Origin of the sequence: Sorangium sp. So ce426 (genome assembly GCF_051475585.1) — a bacterium.
Lineage (GTDB): Bacteria > Myxococcota_A > Polyangia > Polyangiales > Polyangiaceae > Sorangium > Sorangium cellulosum_B.
On record NZ_CP150341.1, the window covers coordinates 6,934,809 to 6,954,259 of the forward strand.

General features: G+C 69.4%; 15 protein-coding genes. 2 read left to right on the forward strand and 13 right to left on the reverse strand.

The genetic code is table 11. From position 1 onward, the window contains the following. Positions 1 to 31: 31 nt before the first annotated feature. The 8 genes from WMF44_RS25810 to mazG form a co-directional block, all read right to left on the reverse strand. Positions 32 to 784, reverse strand: coding sequence for an NADH:ubiquinone oxidoreductase (locus WMF44_RS25810; protein ID WP_437292692.1), 753 nt, complete (start codon positions 782 to 784; stop codon positions 32 to 34). Continuing rightward, a complete protein-coding gene (locus WMF44_RS25815) occupies positions 781 to 2,253 on the reverse strand; it encodes a hydrogenase (protein ID WP_437292693.1) in 1,473 nt (490 codons plus the stop codon). The genes WMF44_RS25810 and WMF44_RS25815 overlap by 4 nt, the downstream gene beginning before the upstream one ends. Beyond that, the gene (locus WMF44_RS25820) at positions 2,250 to 3,686 is read right to left on the reverse strand and encodes a proton-conducting transporter transmembrane domain-containing protein (RefSeq protein ID WP_437292694.1); all 1,437 of its coding nucleotides are present in this window, start codon (positions 3,684 to 3,686) and stop codon (positions 2,250 to 2,252) included. The genes WMF44_RS25815 and WMF44_RS25820 overlap by 4 nt, the downstream gene beginning before the upstream one ends. Beyond that, positions 3,683 to 4,303, reverse strand: coding sequence for a hypothetical protein (locus WMF44_RS25825; RefSeq protein WP_437292695.1), 621 nt, complete (start codon positions 4,301 to 4,303; stop codon positions 3,683 to 3,685). The genes WMF44_RS25820 and WMF44_RS25825 overlap by 4 nt, the downstream gene beginning before the upstream one ends. Before the next feature lie 8 nt (positions 4,304 to 4,311). After that, the gene (locus WMF44_RS25830) at positions 4,312 to 5,235 is read right to left on the reverse strand and encodes a respiratory chain complex I subunit 1 family protein (RefSeq protein WP_437292696.1); all 924 of its coding nucleotides are present in this window, start codon (positions 5,233 to 5,235) and stop codon (positions 4,312 to 4,314) included. Further along, entirely contained in the window at positions 5,232 to 7,208 is a 1,977-nt protein-coding gene (locus WMF44_RS25835; protein ID WP_437292697.1) for a proton-conducting transporter transmembrane domain-containing protein, read from the reverse strand. The genes WMF44_RS25830 and WMF44_RS25835 overlap by 4 nt, the downstream gene beginning before the upstream one ends. A 79-nt stretch (positions 7,209 to 7,287) precedes the next feature. Continuing rightward, positions 7,288 to 7,683, reverse strand: a complete 396-nt coding sequence (locus tag WMF44_RS25840; RefSeq protein ID WP_437292698.1) for a hypothetical protein — start codon at positions 7,681 to 7,683, stop codon at positions 7,288 to 7,290. Positions 7,684 to 8,135: 452 nt separating this feature from the next. Continuing rightward, complete coding sequence (gene mazG / locus WMF44_RS25845; protein WP_012237435.1) at positions 8,136 to 8,990, reverse strand: nucleoside triphosphate pyrophosphohydrolase; 855 nt, start codon at positions 8,988 to 8,990, stop codon at positions 8,136 to 8,138. A 175-nt stretch (positions 8,991 to 9,165) separates the two neighbouring features. Here mazG and WMF44_RS25850 point away from each other — a divergent pair, with 175 nt between their 5' ends. Beyond that, positions 9,166 to 10,407, forward strand: a complete 1,242-nt coding sequence (locus tag WMF44_RS25850) for a hypothetical protein (protein ID WP_437292699.1) — start codon at positions 9,166 to 9,168, stop codon at positions 10,405 to 10,407. Between the two features lie 312 nt (positions 10,408 to 10,719). Here WMF44_RS25850 and WMF44_RS25855 read toward each other — a convergent pair whose 3' ends face one another. From WMF44_RS25855 to WMF44_RS25865, 3 genes are all read right to left on the reverse strand, one after another. Beyond that, positions 10,720 to 11,640: a transposase gene (locus tag WMF44_RS25855; RefSeq protein WP_437292700.1), complete on the reverse strand. Its 921-nt coding sequence runs from the start codon at positions 11,638 to 11,640 to the stop codon at positions 10,720 to 10,722. Between the two features lie 418 nt (positions 11,641 to 12,058). Beyond that, positions 12,059 to 13,237: a cytochrome P450 gene (locus WMF44_RS25860; RefSeq protein WP_437292701.1), complete on the reverse strand. Its 1,179-nt coding sequence runs from the start codon at positions 13,235 to 13,237 to the stop codon at positions 12,059 to 12,061. 944 nt (positions 13,238 to 14,181) lie between these two features. After that, a complete protein-coding gene (locus WMF44_RS25865; protein ID WP_437292702.1) occupies positions 14,182 to 15,480 on the reverse strand; it encodes a flavin-dependent oxidoreductase in 1,299 nt (432 codons plus the stop codon). Positions 15,481 to 15,581: 101 nt separating this feature from the next. Here WMF44_RS25865 and WMF44_RS25870 point away from each other — a divergent pair, with 101 nt between their 5' ends. Next, positions 15,582 to 17,228 carry a ferritin-like domain-containing protein gene (locus WMF44_RS25870; protein ID WP_437292703.1) on the forward strand — a complete coding sequence of 549 codons (1,647 nt, stop codon included), beginning with the start codon at positions 15,582 to 15,584 and terminating at the stop codon, positions 17,226 to 17,228. On the opposite strand, the gene WMF44_RS25875 is transcribed toward WMF44_RS25870, so the two are convergent. Together WMF44_RS25875 and WMF44_RS25880 are read right to left on the reverse strand one after the other, a co-directional pair. Beyond that, a complete protein-coding gene (locus WMF44_RS25875; RefSeq protein WP_437292704.1) occupies positions 17,189 to 18,649 on the reverse strand; it encodes a hypothetical protein in 1,461 nt (486 codons plus the stop codon). The genes WMF44_RS25870 and WMF44_RS25875 overlap by 40 nt on opposite strands. 5 nt (positions 18,650 to 18,654) lie before the next feature. Then, positions 18,655 to 19,440 carry a hypothetical protein gene (locus tag WMF44_RS25880; protein ID WP_437292705.1) on the reverse strand — a complete coding sequence of 262 codons (786 nt, stop codon included), beginning with the start codon at positions 19,438 to 19,440 and terminating at the stop codon, positions 18,655 to 18,657. Between the last annotated feature and the right edge of the window lie 11 nt (positions 19,441 to 19,451).

The following is a 19,451-nucleotide window of genomic DNA, read 5'->3' on the forward strand; positions in this document are numbered from 1 at the left end:
ACCACGACGACGCGTGACGCGCCGCTGCGCGTCACGCGATCCCGAGCAGATCGAGTATCGCGTTCACGAAGGTGAGCGGGTGCGGCGGACATCCAGGGACGTAGAGTGAAGGGCCGACGCGCTCCAGGAAGCCGCGGTCGACGCCCGCGGCGCCGTCGTAGAGCCCCCCGGAGATGGCGCAGACCCCCACGGCGACGATGAACCGCGGCTCGGGCATCGCATCCCAGGCCAGCTGAACCGCCTCCTTCATGGTGCGCGTGAGCGGGCCTGTCAGGACGAGCGCATCCGCGTGCCGCGGAGAGGCCACCCACTCGATCCCGAACCGCTGCACATCGAAGTTGACGTTGGTGACGGCGTTCAGCTCGAGCTCACAGGCGTTGCAGCCGCCGGCCGAGACCTGGCGCATCTTCAGAGACCGCCCGAACAACCTCGAGAACGCCGCGGAGGCGCGGACCCGCACGATCTCCTCCTCGCCCTCTCGGACCGTGAGATCAGAGGGCTCGTTCCCGCCCATCCTCGGCTCCGGCGTGAACTCGATCTTCGCCTCGGGGCAGCCCTCCGCGCAGGCGTCGCAGAAGACGCAGCGGCCCAGATCGAGCGTCACCGGAGCCAGCCGGATGGCCTGGGTCGGACACGCGTCACGGCACGCGCTGCAATCGGCCGCGCACGGGTCGCGACGGATCCTCGGGCGACCGCGGAACCCGGTCGGCGTTGCCTTGCGGAGATCCGCGATGGCCTGCGTGCCCTGGGAGGCACGTACACGGAGCGACAAGAACATGCTCATAGATCGTTCCCGCAGTAGGAGAGGTCGAAGCTCTTGTTGCAGATCGGGAAGTCCGAGATCTCGTTGCCGCGCACCGCGAGGGCGAGGCCCATCCAGTTGCGGAGCGATGGATCCTGGACCTTGTAATGGACCACCTCACCGTGCGCGCCGGTCTCGATGCAGTGGACGACCTCTCCCCGAAAGCCCTCGACGACCGAGATGGCGAGCTGGTTCGGCGCGAGCTCTCCGATCGATGGCCGCGGGCGCTCCCAGTTCGCGTAGAGCGCGATGACGGCCGACATCCACGACAGGGACGCCTCGATCTCCGCGATGCGGATACGCGCACGTGCCCAGCAGTCGCCGTCCGGCAAGACGGCGGGCTGGATGGGCACCACGCTGTACGCCCCGTGCTCCGTGAGGTGGCGCGCGTCGAGCTCGATCCCCGAGGCGCGCGCGGCCAGCCCGACGAGCCCGAGCTCCCGCGCTTGCGCGGTCGTCAACGTCCCCGTGGAACGCAGGCGGTGCTGGACCGTTCGCGCCATGAGAAAGCAATCGTTGATGATCGGCAGATCTGCTTGCAGCAGGTCGAGGTTCGCCCGGATGTCAGGCAGCGTCTCCGGCGGCAGCCGCATCCGGACTCCACCGGGGCGTAGCGCTCCTTTGCCGAAGCGGCTGCCACAGAGCCGCATCATCGTGTTGATCGCCGTGGTTCGGAGTCGGCCGTACGTCGTCGCTCCCTGCAGAAACCCGACGTCCGCCGCCATGCCGGCGAGCGTCGACAGGTGCATCGCGACCCGCTCGAGCTCGAGGGCGACCGCCCTGGCGAGCTCGACCTCGATGTCCAGCCGGCATCCCGCGAGGCTCTCGAGGGCGGAACAGTGCGCCCATGCGTGAGCGACGCTTGTATCTCCCGCGATGGTCTCGATGAGCGGGGTCAGGCTCCGCGGGTCACGCTCGAGGAGGCGGCGCTCGACGCCGCGGTGCTGATAACCGAGATGGATCTCCAGGTGATGCACCTGCTCCCCCAGGCACATGAAGCGAAAGGAGCCGGGCTCGATCACCCCGGCATGGATGGGGCCGACAGCGACCTCGTGCACCTCCTTCCCTTCGATCTTGTAGAACGGGTGCGAGCTCATCGCCGACTGCTCCTGCCCCTCGTAGCGGATCGGCTTGAGCCACGGATGTCCGGCGATCCGCACGCCGGTCTGCTCGTGGAGCTCGCGCTCGAAGCAGTGAAGCGCGGCATGCTCTGTCGTCATCTCGTGGTACCCGCGCTCCGCGGCCACCTCGGTCCTCGAGACGTGCAGGGCGCGGTCCGGCGCCTGAAGGACCGCCGTGACCGCGACACGGTCGACGTCGCGCCTGCCATACAGCGTGACCACACGCATGTCCGCGCGGAGCTGCTGCAAGAGCTCGTCGCGCCACGGCCCCGGCTCGAGCCTCGGGATGGCGCCCACGGCGACCTGGTGGACGGTCGTCGACTCTCTCACGGCCCCTCCAGGCAACCAGCCACCTGTGCGAGCAGCGCGTTGATGGGCGGCGGGATGTAGACGCCCAGCACGACCAGCGCGACGAGGAACCCGAGCTTGGGCAGCGCGACCGGCAGCGTCTGCCGAGGCCAGCTGCGCTGCCTCGTGGGCTCACCCCAGATCATCGGGAACACCGCTCGTCCCGTCGCCACGAACGTCATCGTGATCAGCACGCAGAAGGCGGCGAAGACGAGCATCTGCCCCGAGCCGACGAGGGCAGACAGGATCAGAAGCTCTCCGAGAAAGCTGCCGAACGGGGGGAAGCCGAGCAGGGCGAAGGTGCCTACCATCAAGAACCCACCGCTGTACGGGAGGTCCTCGATGAGGCCCGATATCGCGCGCGTGTCCTTGGTGTGATAGTGAGCCTTGATCGTGCCCGCCGTGAGGAAGAGGAGCGCCTTGATGAAGGCGTTGCTCAGGACGTAGAGCAGAAGTCCGTAGGACGCCGACTTGCCGACGCCGAGGCCGATCGCGATCACTCCGGCGTGGTTGATCGACGCATAAGCGATGAGGCGCTTCAGGTTGCGAGTCGCAATGATGCCGACCGTCGACACGACCACCGAGACGATGCCCATCGTGAGGAGCTCGCCTGCCAGAAGCGCCGCATGGGTCGGTCGGAGCACCTGAACGACGCGGAAGAGCGCGACGAGGACGCAGTTGAACTGGATGGCGCCGAGGAGCGCCGCGACGGCCGGCGGGGCTTCGTCGTAGGCCTCCGGAAGCCAGCTGTACATCGGCGCGAGGCCGAGCTTGGTGCCCAGCCCGAGGAGCGCCAGCGCGGCCCCGAGCTTCGTCCAGCTGTTCACCGGGAGCGCGGGAAGCGCGAGGAGGCGATCGAGGAAGAACGTCGGAGCCTGGCCGCCGGCCTCGAGCCCGCGCCCGAGGCAGATGAAGCCGACGAGGAGCACGCCGAGCCCGACGGACGAAAAGAGCAGATAGCGCCATGACGCCCGATGGGACGCGGGGATGCCGGGTCGCGCGATGAGGGGCGCGGCCGCGAGGGTGGTCGCCTCGAGCGCGATCCAGAGCAACACCAGGTGATTCGCGAGCAGCGCCGCGTTCGCTGCAGCCAGGAACAAGAGAGCCAGCCACACGAACCGCGCGATGTCCTTGCGGAGCGCCGGGGTCGTGTACACCCGATGCATGACGTACAAGGAGATGCCGAGGAAGATCGAGTCCACGACGGTCATGAAGAGCCGTGAAGTCGCGTCCACGCGAAGGAAGCCCCCGAGGAGGCCCGGGACGTCGGGGGGCGTCGCGGCTCCCATGATCGCGAGGGCGGTGGTGATCGCAGAAGCGCCGACCAGGACCAGCGTGGCTCGTTCGCGGGCGGCGCGCGCGAGGAGCGCCACGGATGCCAGCGCAGGAAGCAGGACGAGGGCGATCGAGCTCATAACGTGGGCCCCTCCACAGGGCTCTCGGGCTGCGCGACGGTGCTCGCGCCGAGCATCTTGAGGTACCAGCGATAGAGCGCGATCGTCACCGCGACGACGGCGACCTGACCGAGCTGAATGGCGAGCGCGTCATGCTCATGCGCACCGCTGAGCTCGAACAGGGCGATCGCGTTCTCGATGCGAAGAACGCCCACCATCTGGCTGAACGGACCGGATTGCGTCGATAGCACCAGGAAGCCGAGCAGCACCCCAGCCGCGGCCACCGCGACGAGCGTTCGCCGTTCTCCGTGCTCGGGGACGAGCGATTCGGAGAAGTTGAAGGCGAGGAGGACGATGCCGAGGGCGATCGTCCAAGAGAGCAGGTTCGGCGAGATGACGTCGTTGCGCTTGGGCGCGTTCTGCGATCGAAGCACGCGGTAGAGCGCGATCGGCGCGGCGAGCCCGCGCAGGAGGACCAGATCGCCCAGGGTGACCCAGTCGCTCACGGTGTCGAGGTCCGGATGCAGGCGGTACGCCACCCACGCCATCAAGAACCCTTGACAGGACAGGCCGAGCAGGCTCGTCCGCCACGTCGCGACGAACAGGGGGATGAGCAGCACGCCGAGCAGCGTATTCAAGAGAGGGCTCATTCGGGGGCCCCCGCCCGCCACACGGTCGCGAGGAGCGCGACGACGCCAGCGGCGAGCGCGACGACGATGTACTGGGGAACAGAGCGCAGCTTCAGCCGGGCTACCAGGGATTCGATCGTGCCAATCACGACGCCGGCCGCGAGGGTCAAGGCGAGGTTCGCGGTGGCGCAGGCCGCGCCGCCGGAGCCCGCCCACGGGTTGAGGAGCGTCGCGACGATGGACGCGCCGACGAAGAGCTTGATCGCGGAGCCGAGGTGGATGCACGCGAGATCCGGGCCGCTGTGGTCGAGGATCATGACCTCATGCACCATCGTGAGCTCGAGGTGGGTCGTCGGGTCGTCGACGGGCATGCGCGCCGTCTCGACCTGAAGCACGATGAGCATCGCCACGACCGCGGCGCCCCAGACGAACGCGGATGCGCCGGCGTGGAGGTGCGGCGCCAGCGCCTCGTGCAGGGTACGTCGGCCCCCGACGAAGCTCAGCGCGCCGGTGACGAGGAACAGCGCAGGCTCGAGGAGCGACGAGAACACGGCCTCCCGCGCTGCGCCCATCCCCTCGAACGCGCTCCCCGTGTCGAGCGCGGCGAGCATGACGGCGACGCGGCCGAGCCCCCACACGTACGCGAACCACACGAAATCGAGCTGGAACGACGCGAGGGGCGTCGAACCGAGGAGAGGCGCGATGAGGGCGGAGCCCACCGCGGTCGCGAGGAACACGTACGGCGCGATCCGGAAGATCGGTGTCGTCGTCGTGCTGTAGACAGACGATTTCCGGAAGAGTCGCCTCACGTCATGGGCGAGCTGAAGGATCGGCGGTCCCTTGCGTCCGGACCACAGCGACTTCACGCGGTTGATCACACCGGTGAGGACGAACGGCATGACGACGAGCGCGGCGACGTTCGCGAGGCGGGTGAGCATCATCGGCCGACCCCTCCGATCACCATCGCGCCGATGATGACGAGCACGACGAACCCTGCGGAGAACGCGAAGCGCGGCTGTTCTGGGATGCGCTCAAACGCTTGAGCGATGAAGCTCTCTCCGTGCCCGAGCACCTCGAACATGCGTCGCTCGACGGCGTCGACGTGGTGTGTTGAAAGATGGCCGGGCTGCTGCGGGAATGGCCCTTCGGGCAGCCGCTCCCTTCGAAGCGACGGCAAGAAGGATGCGAAGATTCGCGTGAACTGCTCGGAGAACGAGCTCCCCGTGTACTGCATGCGAGAGGAGGTGGCGGTGGTTCCGCACCCCCATGTGACGCTCCGCCGCGCCGCCAGACCTCGACGCCAGCCGATCACGCCGGCGACGAGCAGGGCGCCGGCGAGCGCGCGGCTGGCCCATGCGAGCGGGGTGAGCAGGGCTGGCAGCGTGCTCGCGCTGGACTCGATGGGAAAGAGCCTCAGCGCGGCGCCTATCGCTGCGATGCCCAGGTCTGGAGCGACGCCGATGGCGATCACGAACGCGGCGTGAACCACCATGGGCCAGAGCATCGAACCCGGCGCGTCCTCGCCGACGTGGAGCCCTGGCTCCCGAGGCACGCCGAGGAAGGTGAGGCCGAAGGCCCGCGTCATCGACAGCGCGCTCACCGCGCCGACGAAGGCCAGCGCCGCCGCCGCAGCGATGGTCACCGCGCTGCCTTGACTGGAAGGCGCGCGCCCCGCGAGGAGCCCGGCGTAGATCAGGAGCTCGCTGACGAAGCCGTTGAGCGGCGGGAGCGCCGAGATGGCCAGGCATCCGATGAGGAAGAGGACGGATGTCCGCGGGAGGCGCTTCGCGAGCCCGCCGAGCCGCTCGAGATCGACGGTGTGCGCAGCGCGGTAGATCGCTCCAGCGGCGTAGAACAGGAGGCACTTGAACAGCGCGTGATTCAGGATGTGCAGGAGCCCGCCGCCGAAGCCGCACAGGGTCAGCGCGGGGACTCCCCAGGTCCATCCGAGGTATCCCACCCCGAGGCCCATCGCCGCGATGCCGACGTTCTCGGTCGACGAGTACCCGAGCAGGCGCTTCAGATCGCGCTCGGCCGACGTGGAGAGGACGCCGAAGAACGCGGAGAGCGCGCCGAAGCCGAGCACGCTCCATCCCATCCACTCGTCGGGTCGTCCCATGAGCAGCGTGAAGCGGAGAAAGGCGAAGAGGCCGGCCTTGTGAATCACGCCCGACATGAGCGCCGAGATGTGCGCCGGCGCCGCGGAGTGGGCCCGGGGAAGCCACGTGTGAAACGGAAAGAACGCGGATTTCAGCGCGAACGACACCCCGAGGAGCAGGAAGAGCGTCCCCCGCGCCGGGTCCTGGCTCGACAGGAACTCGCCGAACACGGCGAGGTCCATGGAGTCGGTCTTGCTGTGGAGCAGCATGAACGCCGCGACGAGGACGAAGAGCCCGACATGGGTTGAAATGAGATAGTTGAAGCCGGCGAAGCGGATCTTCTGGTTGCGGTAATCCCAGATGACGAGCAGCCACGCTGCGAGGGCGGCGATCTCCCATCCCAGCAAGAACACGAGGGCGTTCTGCACCGAGTAGATCAGCACGAAGGACAGCGCGACCATGTTCAAGAGAGCGAAGTGTGGGCCGCCGTTCCTCCCTCGATCGAAGTAGGGGCGGAGGTATCCGACGGCGTAGATCGTGCCGAGCAGCGTCATCGGAAGGGACCACGCGAGGAAGAACGCTCCGAGCGCGTCGACGCGGAACGCCATGCTGTCGATGGGCGTCGGCCAGCGCCACACGATCTCCAGCGCCTCGCCGCCTCGGAGGATGGGGACGGCCCTCGCGAGCACGAGCGCGGCGGCCAGCGCTTGCGAGGCGATCGCGGCCGCGCCTCGCGCGCCGTTCGAGCGCAGGCCCAGCGAGAGCGCCGCCCCGACGAGCAGCACGGGCACGCTGAGGAGCAGAGAACCCGTCACCTTGCTGTCCTCTCGCGACGTCGGCTGGCGCGTCGCGCCGCGCCGGCAGGAGGTGAATTCCGCCGAATGATTGAAGCAGTCATATGGACTCCGAATGAGCGTGCGCGCGAAGAGCGTCGAGGATGGTCCAGCCAAACGCCGGCTTCGGCAGCACCATGGGAGGCAAGGAATGGCCGTCTGGCCCCAGCGCGGAGCGAAAGGACTGTGGTGTGCCCGTCACGAGGAGGATGAGGAGCTTCGGTCGCGCGCTCCGCAGCGACGTGATGAACGTCACGATGTCGCCGGGATCGAAGTCGTCGGGGAACAGGACCAGGGCGGTCGCCGCGGGCGCCATCCTGTGCGCGTCGTTCAATGTCCTTTTGCCGTTCGACGCAACCCCGGCCTGGCTGAAGTAGGCATGAAGCGCGTCGATCGTCTCCGGATTGTCCGCGACGACGGCGACGTGGAGCAACCTGGCGGAGGAGCGGTTTGCCATGGCTGCCCGGGCGTCTAGCAAGCCGTGGGCCGCCTCGTGAAAGGCGCAAGAACCTTGAGGACGCGCCTATCGCGATGGGAGAGCCGACGACCCTTTCGGAGAACAGCGGCACAAAACGACAGATTGACGCGACAAATGCGAACGGATTACGTGAATTTCGTCATGATCAGGCCGAATTTTGATGCGATGGCGCCTACTTGACCGCTCCGAGGGCCAGCCAGCGGAGGCAGCGTCGCGTCGGTCTCGACGCCGTCGGAGCGCGTCGCTCGACCTGGATTGGCCGCTTGCTACGCCGTCGGAGCGCGCCGCTCGACCTGGATTGGCCGCTTGCTACGCCGTCGGAGCGCGCCGCTCGACCTGGATTGGCCGCCTGGAGAGGCCGCATGGGTGACGCCGGATGCTGCCGGCGTCTCCCCGGCGCGCATCTCGCCAGGACCGTCCGCGCGCCACGGTCAGGTCTGCCGCTCCGCGCGCTTGGCCTCGTCCCAGTAGCCGTCGAGCTCCTCCAGCGTGAGCGTGTCGTGGGACGCCTTGACAGGCCAGCCCCCGTGCCGCTCGATGACCCGCCGTTCGACGTGATCGAAGCGCCGGGTAAACTTGTCGATCGTCCGACGCAGGGCCCCCTCCGCGTCGACGCCGGCGTGGCGCGCCAGGTTCCCGAGCGCGAAGAGCACGTCCCCGAGTTCCTCCTCGATCGCGGCGGAATCGCCGCCATCGAGGGCCCGATCGAGCTCCCCGAGCTCCTCGTCCACCTTCGCGCGCGAGCCCCGCGCGTCCGGCCAATCGAAACCCACGCGCGCGACCTTCTCTCCGACCCGCTGCGCCCGGGTCAGCGCCGGCAGGCTGCGGGGAACGCCGCCGAGCACGCCGCGGTCCTTCCCCTGCCTCGCCCGCTCGTCCGCCTTGATGCGCTCCCAGTTCTGAAGCACCTCGTCCGCGTTCTCGGCGCTCTCGTCCGCGAACACGTGGGGGTGGCGCCGCACGAGCTTCTCGCAGATCGCAGCGATCACATCGTCCGGCCCGAACGCCCCCTCGGCCCGGGCGAGCTCGGCCTGGAAGACGACCTGGAGCAAGAGATCGCCGAGCTCGGCGCACAGCTCCTTACGGTCGCCGCCGTCGATGGCATCGATGACCTCGCACGCCTCCTCGAGCACGTAGCGCCTGAGCGTCGCGAAGCTCTGCTCGCGATCCCAAGGACATCCGTCGGGTGCGAGGAGCCGCTGCATCAGCTCGACCATGCGCGGAAACGTACGACCGACCTGCTCGGGGAGCGGCGGTGCCTTCACGGGCTCGAAGGAACGAGGCATGCAGTGCTACTAGCGCAAACCGCCCCCGCTCCGGAAGCGGAGGCAGAGGAAGCGGAAGCGGACGCGGAAGAGGAGACGATGCAGGGCGCGCTATCGCAGAGCGTCATCCTGGCTTCCGAGGCCGTAGCATGAGAAAAGTAAGGAGGGCATCGAGGCGCTGACGACGAGGACGACCATGAAGAGCGCAGGCTATGTGGTGCTGCTCGCGATCGCCGGCTGCTCGCAGGGGGTGTGTCGGAGTATCGGGAGCGCGCCGGGCACGGCGCCGAACCCGGGAGCAGCTGCGGAGGAGCCCGTGACGGCGGCCCTGGTCAACAGCGGCGAGCAGGAGGTGCTGGACGAGGAGATCACCCCGCTGCGCAAGGGCGGGCGCCACCTCATCGCGGAGCCGCCGGACGACGCGGAGGAGGTGACGTACGCCGCATGGATCGCGGCGGCAGGGCTCGCCGCGCAGAACAGGCAGCCGCCGCCGGCCGCACCACCGGGGTTCACGCTACGGGCGGTCCGCGGGCGCGACCTGTGGGTGTTGTCCGAGGACGGCACGCGCCGCCGCGGCGCAGCCGCGGTCGTGCTGCGCGTAGGAGCGGCCGCGCCGTTGATCGTCGAGGCGCCGCACACGTTCTTCGATCGGGGAACGCTGCCCGTCGCGCTGGCCATCTTCGAGGCGCAACGGGCGCGCGCGCTGCTCGTGAATACGTCGCACCGGTACGGCGGGGGTCCCAACCCACGCAACGCCAGCGCGGACGAAGACGGCGCAGAAGGCGGGCGCCCCAACCTGGGTGCCGGGCGCCCCAACCTGGGTGCCGCTGTCGGGGGCGGGCGCAACCCGGGTCACACCGCGGATGGTGACGAGAGCACGGAAGGCGCTGGTGGCGAGGACGGCGGTGATGAAGCCGTCGACGGCAACACCACGCAGGACGGCGCCCAGGGCACCGGCGGCAGCGCTCGTGGAGATAACCGTGCTTCCCGAGAGCGGCTGATTGCGTCGCTCGCCTTCGCAGACGTAGCCCACGCCGAGCGTTCGTTCTTCCTGTCCGTGCACCGGGCGCTGCTCCAGAGCTTCCCCGGCACGCCCACCGTGCAGCTGCACGGCTTTCAAGACCGTTCGGCTCCGAATGCCGCCATTATCGCCAGCGCGGTGGGGCACGGCGCCGCGTTGGACCGACTGCTCGCCCCTCTACGGGCGATCATCAACGAGGGAAAGGTCCTCGCCTACCCCACGGAGATTGATAGGTTGGGGGGTGCCACGAACGTGCAAGCACGCTGGTCGCGTCAGATGGGCGCACCATTCTACCATGTTGAGATGTCCCGAACGCTGCGCGACAAGCTGATCGCGGATACGGATTTCCGGCGCCGCTTCGCGGCGGCCTTCTCGGGGCCCACAGTCGGAACAAGCCGGATGCGCGACCCGGGTTGACCACAACGGCATTGTCTGCAACGACCCGGCGCAACGGATGCCAAGCGCGCTCTCTGCACGACGAGCCGCTCCAGATCGTCCCAACAACCGGTGAAATATCGGCGTCCGCCGATCAAACGCAATCGGCGTCACCCGGGGCTGATCCATCCGCGATCGACACCACATCCCCCGTTCGTGAGGGGCGCGCAGCGCCCCATGAACACTTCGCCCGCCCGCGCCAGCTCCCCCAAACGGATGTTCCCATGCGACGGCAACGACGCGTCGGAGCCGCCCTTCCTATTCCGGACCGCTGTGGAGCTCGCCGCCCGACATCTACACCGTGAGCCCGAAGTCCCTCGTGCTGGCGCCGTGGAACGTGCACATCCACCACGTCCCCGCCGGAAATACCACACTGCGTACCCCGGCGCGCCACCGCTCGAGCGCCGCGCGGTACGACGCGCGAAACGCCCGCACAGCGGCGCCAGCGATTCGTCGTACGTCCCCCTGCTCGCGGCCGACTGCAAAGGTCGGATTGCGTTCACCCAGCGCCTCAAAGCTCGTTACGCGCTCGTACGGCGAGATCGTGGTGACTCGCTCAGCACCAAGAAAACGGCGCCCCTGCTGCTGAAGCGCAGAATGGGCCTGCGCCTCCCGTACGTTGAGTTCGACTGCAACCTCGTGGCGAAAGTCATCGACGCTGTCCTGCTCTACCGCCGGCGGCAACGCGAGAGGTAACGTCACTTCCTCCGGCCACTGTGGATTTTCCGGGTCCAGATACGCCACGGGACGCGCCGCTCGCAGCACGCCGCAGCCGAGCTCTCCCACATCGACTTTCGCCCCCGGCCACTCACGCGCATGCCGGACGAGGCCAGCGGCTACAGGGTTTGCGAGTACGTACGCTATTTTTTCCACCACGGCAGCGCGCGTCAAGAGTCGCACGACGCTCGTGGCTTCGTGGTCCCATACCGATCCTTCCCATGCGCGAAGCACCTTGGTCCCGAGCGCCACAATACGATGAAAGAACTGCAAGAAGCGCGGCAGGACGCCATTCACGTCCGTCACGACCAGGTGCAGATGCGTTGACATCGCGCAGAACGCGTGAACCTCGATTCCGAAGCGCGGGGCCGAGACCGCGAGCGAGTAGACCAGGAGCTGGGTGATGGCTGCGTCGGGGCGAAAGAGCAGGTGCCGACGCAAGACGCGACGGGTGATCATATAGGTAGCGCCGGGCGCGATCTCGCGGGGGTGGCTCATGGCCCGTCCACATCAACAAACGCTGTGCCAGAGATCGCAGTCAATCATTTCAAGGAATTGCGGCGCCCCGCAGGTGGCGGCTCCTACGCCAGGGGTGGCGGCCGCCATGCCACTCGGATCGCCCCACCTGGGTCGAGTCCACAGAATCCAGAGTCCACAACCTGGGTCGGGTCCTCGCGGTCCTCGCCGCCCAACCTGGGTCGGATCGCGCGGGGGTTAGGTCGCGGGTCGGGTCGGGTCCCGGGTCGGCGTCAACCTGGGTCGGGCCGCCGCGCGCCGCCGCCAACCTGGGTCGGGCCGCCGCCGCCGCCAACCTGGGTCGGGCCGCCGCGCCGCGGGGTCGGGCCGCCGCGCCGCGCCGCGGGCCGCGCCGCGCCGCGGGCCGCCGCCGCCGCCAACCTGGGTCGGGTCGCGAAAATTACACGAGCAGCGCCGGAATCTGGTCAGGTCCGAACGCGGCCGCGCCGCGCGGCGCCGTTGAGAACGTCGGTTGCACGGTCGGATCGGCCCGCAGCGCCGGAAAGCGCTCGAGCAGGAGGGACACGCCGATCCTCGCCTCCATCCGCGCAAGCGGCGCCCCGACACAGTAGTGCGGACCGCCGCCGAAGTTCAGCATCCCCACGGGTCGTCGATGGATGTCGAAGGTCTCCGGTCGCGGGTAGATCTCCTCGTCGTAATGGCGAGCGATCAGCGACAGGTAGAGGATCGTCCCCGCAGCCAGCGTCTCGCCGCCGATCGTCGCCTCACGCTCGACGAACCGCACGATGCCCGCCGCGCTGTTGCACCAGCGGGTCGACTCCTCGATGGCCTGCGGCAGGAGCGAAGGTTGCTGACGCAGCTGGTTCATCGCGTCGGGGTGGGCGAGCAGCGCCACGAGCAGGTTGGCCAGCATCCAGCTGGTCGTCTCGTAGCTGGCGAGGATCAACGTGAGCACGACCCCCTCGCACGCCTCCACACCACCCAGCCCCTCCGCGACGATCGCCCGCGCGATCTCGCCGAGCAGCGTATCGCTCGGGTGCGCCACCTCGCGCTCAGCGATCTCCCGGAGCTGCGCCTCCATCGCGGCGTGGGCGCTCCGTCCTTCGGCCACGACGACGGGATCCTGCGGCATCACGACGCTGCGGATCATCTTGCGAATCAGCACGTCATTCTCGGCGATCCGCTCCTCCGGGAGCCCGAAGAGGGCGCTCGTCACGCCCATGGGCATCGACATCGCAAAATCATCGAAAAGATCCGCCCGCTCCTTCCGCACGAGCCGTTCCACGACCCTGCGCGCCACCGGGGTCACGGTCGCCTCCTCGTAGCGGGAGATCACGCGTGGGGAGAGGACCGCGTTGAAGAGCCGCCGCATGCGCGTGTGCGACTCACCGCCAAGTGTCACGAGCGTCCCTTTCATGATCCCGGTGTCGTAGGCCCGGGTGCTGAAGGTCTCGCTGTCGCGCAGCACCGCGGCAACATCGGCCCCGCGGAGTACGACCGGCACGCCGAGTCCCTCGTCGAAATAGACGGAGTGCTCCCTCGCCGCAGCGGCGAGATGGATCCCGAACGCCGAGGGGTCTTTCGATGTGAAAGAAAATAGATTTTTACGAGGCAGCATACATAAAACTTAGTATTCCATCTCGAAACACGAATCAAGACGCTTTGCCATGACTTCGACTGGGACGTAGGTGTGGAAGAGCGGTTATTGCGGACGCTTCTCCCACGTTGGCTTCGCGTGCGGGCCCTGTAGGTGCCCCCGCCTGGTCTTGGGTCACGCCCGCACCGTGGTTGTGTCGCTGTCGCCGTGGTTGTGTCGCTGTTGTCGGCGATCTGCGGCGCTCGACGCTGATGACGGTCGCCCTACGCACGCCATAGAGCGGCGCCTTCATGGCGCTCGATCAGGCGGTGACACGCCGCGAACGTGCCGAGATCCGTCCACGGTGGTTCGCCGAATCCCTGGCGACGAAAAGCTGCTCAACTCGGGAGCTCTACCCGACCCGGGAGCTCTACCCGACCCGGGTTGAAGGCGGCGTGAGCTCTGCCCGAGCTCTACCCGACCCGGGTTGAAGGCGGCGGGAGCTCTACCCGACCCGGGTTGAAGGCGGCGGGAGCTCTGCCCGACCCGGGTTGAAGGCGGCGGATACCGCGGACGAAGGCGCCGTGACCGATCATGGCATCGAAGCCCGGCCGTCGTCGGGCCGGTCACCGAGAGGATGGATAGATTCCATCGTCTGCCTTGAGAAAGCGCCGGAAGCGGCCAGCAGGCGCGAGCGCATCCGTCATGGACGTCCGCCAGGCCCCATGAGCCGAGCCAGACACTCCTCCTGCCCCCCCGCACGGCGCCTATGGCAGGAGCACAAAAAAACAGAGCGCCCATTCGACGGTGGGGGGGAAACCGTCACGGGCGCTCTGCTTGCGCCTCTTGCAGGAGGCGAGCCAAGGACGCCCCTGCCTGATTTCAGATGCTTTTCCTGCACACCTTGCGGTCGTGGAATCGCAGCTTGCAGCGCTGCGATCGGAGCGTGGCGGCCTTCGGCCACCGGCTCGCCGGAACCGCGCCGATCAGCTGGAGCCGTTCCGCTCTCCCGGCGCCTCCCGTCCCCCGCCGACGCCCCACGATGGCCGGGCGTTGAGCTCCTCAACGTCGGTTCCAATCATCTCCGTGTAGCTGCGACCCATCGCCTCGAGCTCGTCGCTGCTCAGCACGTCCTCGATCCGGGCGAAGCCCGCCGGCGCTCGCTGCTCCACCATCGAGAGGACCCGGTCGGCGCCCATCGCTCGGTTCGCGAGGACGAGGGAGCTCGTCGGCGGACGGCGCGCAGCTTCATAGGCGGCGAGCGCCTCTTCGGGGGCGCTCGTCTGGGCGAGGTGCCAGGCCAGCACGCGAGCATCGAGGATCGCCTGGGAGGCCCCGTTGGAACCGACAGGGTACATGGGATGTGCAGCGTCGCCGAGCAGGGTGACCCGGCCAGCGCCCCACCACGGCAGCGGATCGCGATCGATCATGGGATACTCGAAGATGACGGGCGCCGCGGCGATGAGCGCCGGAATGTCGAGCCAGGAGAAGCGCCACGCCGCGAAGTGGGGCAGCACGTCCTCCAGGCGTCCTTGCCGGTTCCAGCTCCCCGGCGCGACCGCCGCCCCCTCGTGCAGCCGCACCTCCGCCACCCAGTTGATCGCGGCCCGGCCGCGGAGCTCCGCGCGGCGGGAGATGGGATACGCGACGAACTTGGCGGCCAGGTTGCTGCCGGCCATGATCATGCTGCGCCCCCCCAGGAACGGCTCGCCCTCGGTCACGCCGCGCCACATGTGAATGCCGTTCCACCTGGGCGGCCCCTCCGCCGGGTGGAGCTGCGCGCGAACCACGGAGTGGATGCCGTCGGCCCCGACAAGCACGTCCGCAGGGACCACGTCGCGCTCACCGGTCCGCCGATCCCGCACCGTGACCTGCACCTCGGACGTCGTCTGCTCGAACTTCTCCACCGCCAGCCCGACGCGCACGCTGGAGGCCCCCAGGCGCCGCTGCACCGCCGCGAGCAACATCAACTGGAGCTCACCACGGTGGATCGACACCTGTGGCCAGCGATACCCGGCGGAGATACCCCGCGGATGGCCCCAGATCCGACCGCCGAACCGATCGTGGTGCACGAGCTCGGCGGTCGGGATCCCTGTCGCCACCAGCGCGTCTGCGAGGCCAAGCTCCGTCAGCTCTCGCACGGCGTGAGGGAGGAGGTTGATGCCGACGCCGAGCGGCCTGATCTCTCGCGCGGCCTCCACGACACACGCATCGATGCCGGCCGCGTGCAGGCTCAGGGCCGCCGTCAGCCCGCCGATCCCCCCGCCCGCGATCAACACCCGCATCACGCGACGCTCGCACGGCGCGCCGGACGCGGCAACGACGCTCGTGGCGCCCGCGACCGCGGCGCCGAACCCGGGTAAGATCCTGGAACGAGGGACATACCATGCGATTGCTCGTCTCGATGGACTCTTGGGGTGCGAGGCTGCTCTCGGTGCTGGCGATCGCGCCTGCGCTGAGCTGCGGTGGAAACGTCACGTCCGGTGAAGGCTCGGGCGGCGGCACAGGTGAAGGCGCCTCCAGCAGCACAGGTGAAGGCGCCTCCAGCAGCACAGGCCAAGGCACCTCCAGCAGCACAGGCCAAGGCGCCTCCAGCAGCACAGGCCAAGGCACCTCCAGCAGCACAGGCCAAGGCGCCTCCAGCAGCACCGGAGGCCTGCCACCGGAAGGGTTTCCGTTCGCTTGCGACGATCCGGAGCCCATCATCGTCGCGGACCAGAACACCGGGTACGTGCGCTGCGCCGACGGCTGGATCCACCGCGCGGAGGTCGTCACCTGTCCCAGCCCGCTCCCGCGTGCCAAGGCCTGCGCGGACCCGAGCGGCGCGACGGGGAACTGCACCTCCGACGCCGACTGCACCGAGCAGCCACACGGCTACTGCGACGTCATGACCGGAGGCGAGGTGGCTCCAGGGTGCTTCTGCCAGTACGGGTGCACGACCGACGCCGACTGCGGCGAGGGACAGATCTGCCTGTGCGGCGATCCGGTCGGGCGGTGCGTGCCCTCGCGGTGCACCAGCGACCAGGACTGCGGAAGGCTGCTCTGCTCCAGCTACGTCCTGCACCCCGGATGCGGCGGGACCGCCTTCGCGTGCCAGACGCCCGCCGACGAGTGCGCCAGCGACCAGGACTGCTCAGGGGACGAGCAATGCTCGCTCGAGGCCCTGCGGCACACCTGCACGGCGGAGATCTGCGCGATCGGCCGGCCGTTCCTCGTGGAAGGCGTCGTGCGCACCGCGCAGCCCGCCGCGCGCGACGACTGGCGGACCGCCGCTCCGGACGCGCCGCCTCGCCTGGAAGAGCTGTCCGTCGAGCAACGGGCGGCCCTCGCCGAGCACTGGACCCGCGCCGCCCTCCTCGAGCACGCGTCGATCGCCGCGTTCGCGCGCTTCGCGCTGCAGCTCCTGTCGCTCGGCGCGCCGCCGGCGCTCGTCGGTGCCGCGCAGGCGGCCATGGGCGACGAGGCCGACCACGCGCGCACGTGCTTCGAGCTGGCCAGCGCGTTCGCCGGCCGCGGCGTCGGCCCAGGGCCGCTCGCCATCGACGGCGCCCTCGGCGGCGAAGGCGCCCGCGAGATCCTCGTGACGACCCTCCGCGAGGGGTGCATCGGCGAGACCATCGCCGCGATCGAAGCGGCCGAGGCCGCCCTCCACGCGACCGATCCCTCGGTGCGGCGCGCGCTCGAGAAGATCGCCGAGGACGAGACGCGGCACGCCGAGCTCGCCTTCCGGTTCGCGGCCTGGGCCCTCGACCGCGATCCTTCCCTCGCGAGCGCCATCATCGACGAGCTCGCCGCGGCCTCCGCGGAGCTCCCCGCCCCGAGCGAGGCCAGCCACGGCGGCCCGCTGCTCGGCTTCGGCGTGCTCTCCCCGCAGCACCGGCGCGCGATCCGGGAGCGCGCGCTCGCTCAGGTCATCGCGCCCTGCGCGCGGGCGCTGCTCTCGCGCGGCGGCGGCGGCATCGAGCGCAGCCGCCCGCGCCCGGCGGACGGCCGTCAGCGCGAGGAGACCGACAGCTTGGCGACGAACAGCTGACCGTCCTCGGCCTCGACAGGGCAGTTCAGGAGCGCGAAGTCGGCGCCGGACGTGCCTGCGAGGAACACGTCCGTCCCGGAGACGGCGAGCGCCAGGATCCGCTGGAGCGCAGGGCCGCCGAGCGCGTCCAGCCACTCGACCTCGCCGTCCGTGGCCCGGAGCCGCGCGAGGAAGGCGTCCCCCTCGCCGGCCTCCCCGCCGATCTCGACGTCATCGACCTTCATCTGCTGATCGAAATGCCCGGCCACGACGATCTTTCCGAGCTCGTCGACGCCGACGACCTGCGCCGATTGCGCCCCGCTGCCCCCGAGCTGCTTGGCCCACGTGGCAGCGCCGCTCCGGTCGAGGTGCGCGGCGAAGCCGTCCTCTCCTGTGGAGGCGATCTCTCCGGCGAGATCGATCTGCCCCTCGAACGAGCCGGTCAAGACGACGCCCGCCTCGTGCATCGCCACGGCGCTGGTGCGCTGATCGCCGCGGAGAGCGGCGTAGTGTCGATACCAGACGTCCGCCCCCTCGGCGCTCCATCCATCGCAGATCCACGACGCCGGAAACGACGCCAGGAGCGCGTCGATCCCGTCCGAGGCCGCGCCGCCGGGCGGCAGCGCGCTCTCGAAGCCGGGGAAGCCCACGCTCACGCGGCCCTCGAAATCGGCGATCACGAAGGCATCGCCGGAGGCCACGCGGAGATCGCGAGGCCAGAGACGCGCTCCCTCACGGCCCGCAAAGACGCCGCTGCACGGGTTCAGGAGGGTCTGCGCATCGTAGCTGGAGAACCCGATGTCCAGCCCGCCCTGGAGCGACGTCAGGACGAAGACGCGGTCGCCCTCCGCCGCGACCGCCTTCGCCTCGTCAAGACCGCTGGACCCGTGCGTCACGCACGCCGCTACCCCGTCGGGATCGCTCTTGTCGAGCCGCGCCACGAACGCGTCGCCGGCGCCCTCGGGCAGCCCGCAGTCCGCGCCGAACGACAGGCTGCCCGTGAAGTCGCCCGCCACGTAGACGCTGCCGCCGTCCAGCGCGATCGCGGTCGCCTGGTGGACGTGGGTCGCTGTGTCGTTCTCCGCGTTCCCGAAGCGCTCGCTCCACACGTGGTTCCCGTCCCGCGCGAGGTGCGCCACGAAGACGTCCTTGCCGGCGCCGCCCGCCGTGAGCGGGGCGCCGCCGGCAACGGTGAGGTCCCCCTTGAAGCCGCCCGCAAGCCACAGCGTGCCGTCCTCGTCGGCCGCGATCCCGCCGAGCGTTGTCTCGGCGCCACCGAAAGACATCGCCCACTGGCACGTATAGCCGGGCTCGCTGAACGAGCCGCCCCCGACGCCTTGCTCGTCGATGAGCTGAATGCCCACGATCTCCGCGCAGCCCGCGCTGCTCGCCGCGACGAGAGAGCTCGCCAGCCACAGCCGAGCGCGCCTTTCGAGCCTCATCGTCATCAGAACGCCCCGACGACGGAGCCACCGACGACGCCCGGAGCGAGCTGGACGCGGGCGGCCGCGCGCGGCCCGTCCGAGGGCAGCGTCAGCCAGAGGACGGCCGTGCCGGCGAGCGCCACGCTCGCGGCGATGAAGGAGAAATCGGACACTGTCGCATACGACATCGCCTTGCTGGCCAGATCGGGCACCGGCTGCGCGCAGTCCCGGTAACGCCTCGGGTTCGCGCACGCCGTCTTCGCCGCGTCGTCGACCTTGTCCCACGTGGAGATCGCCAGGCCACCGAAGGTGCTTCCGAGCGCGATGCCCGCCAGCGTGAGCCCGCCCGTCACCCACATCAGGTTCCGGTGGATCGGATCCGGCCTTGCGTCGTAAGGCGTCGGCCTGCGCGGCTCGATGTCGCCGGTGGAAGGCGCGGGATCCTGCGCTGCCGCGCTGGGCGCGAGCGCCCTCACGGGGACCTCGACGGCCTCTCCCGGCCGCGTCACCTCGACGTCGCGCGCGAGGGCGTACCTCGCGGGCGCAGCCGCGATGACCTTGCGCTTCCCCGGCTCGACAGGGCGGGCCGCGCTGGCCCCTTTCGCGGCCACGCCGTCGCGCGTCACCGGGAGCGCCTTCACGTCCTCGGACACCTCTGCGGCGGTCTGCTCGGCCCGTGCCACGCCCGCCTGCGCGCAGGCGGCCAGCGTCACGAGGAGCCCGAGCGCGGGCTGACCGAGCCCCCTTCGCCCCGCGCGCCCCACACCCTTTGCGGAGCGCCGGGAGCCTCTGCTGATCGCTTCAGGCATCGAGTCCCCTG

Coding starts and splice junctions, on each gene's coding strand:
- WMF44_RS25880 (WP_437292705.1), bottom strand. CDS start 19,440: ATGCCTGAAGCGATCAGCAGAGGCTCCCGGCGCTCCGCAAAGGGTGTG.
- WMF44_RS25850 (WP_437292699.1), top strand. CDS start 9,166: ATGAAGAGCGCAGGCTATGTGGTGCTGCTCGCGATCGCCGGCTGCTCG.
- mazG (WP_012237435.1), bottom strand. CDS start 8,990: ATGCCTCGTTCCTTCGAGCCCGTGAAGGCACCGCCGCTCCCCGAGCAG.
- WMF44_RS25865 (WP_437292702.1), bottom strand. CDS start 15,480: ATGCGGGTGTTGATCGCGGGCGGGGGGATCGGCGGGCTGACGGCGGCC.
- WMF44_RS25855 (WP_437292700.1), bottom strand. CDS start 11,640: ATGAGCCACCCCCGCGAGATCGCGCCCGGCGCTACCTATATGATCACC.
- WMF44_RS25875 (WP_437292704.1), bottom strand. CDS start 18,649: ATGAGGCTCGAAAGGCGCGCTCGGCTGTGGCTGGCGAGCTCTCTCGTC.
- WMF44_RS25840 (WP_437292698.1), bottom strand. CDS start 7,683: ATGGCAAACCGCTCCTCCGCCAGGTTGCTCCACGTCGCCGTCGTCGCG.
- WMF44_RS25830 (WP_437292696.1), bottom strand. CDS start 5,235: ATGATGCTCACCCGCCTCGCGAACGTCGCCGCGCTCGTCGTCATGCCG.
- WMF44_RS25810 (WP_437292692.1), bottom strand. CDS start 784: ATGAGCATGTTCTTGTCGCTCCGTGTACGTGCCTCCCAGGGCACGCAG.
- WMF44_RS25820 (WP_437292694.1), bottom strand. CDS start 3,686: ATGAGCTCGATCGCCCTCGTCCTGCTTCCTGCGCTGGCATCCGTGGCG.
- WMF44_RS25860 (WP_437292701.1), bottom strand. CDS start 13,237: ATGCTGCCTCGTAAAAATCTATTTTCTTTCACATCGAAAGACCCCTCG.
- WMF44_RS25870 (WP_437292703.1), top strand. CDS start 15,582: ATGCGATTGCTCGTCTCGATGGACTCTTGGGGTGCGAGGCTGCTCTCG.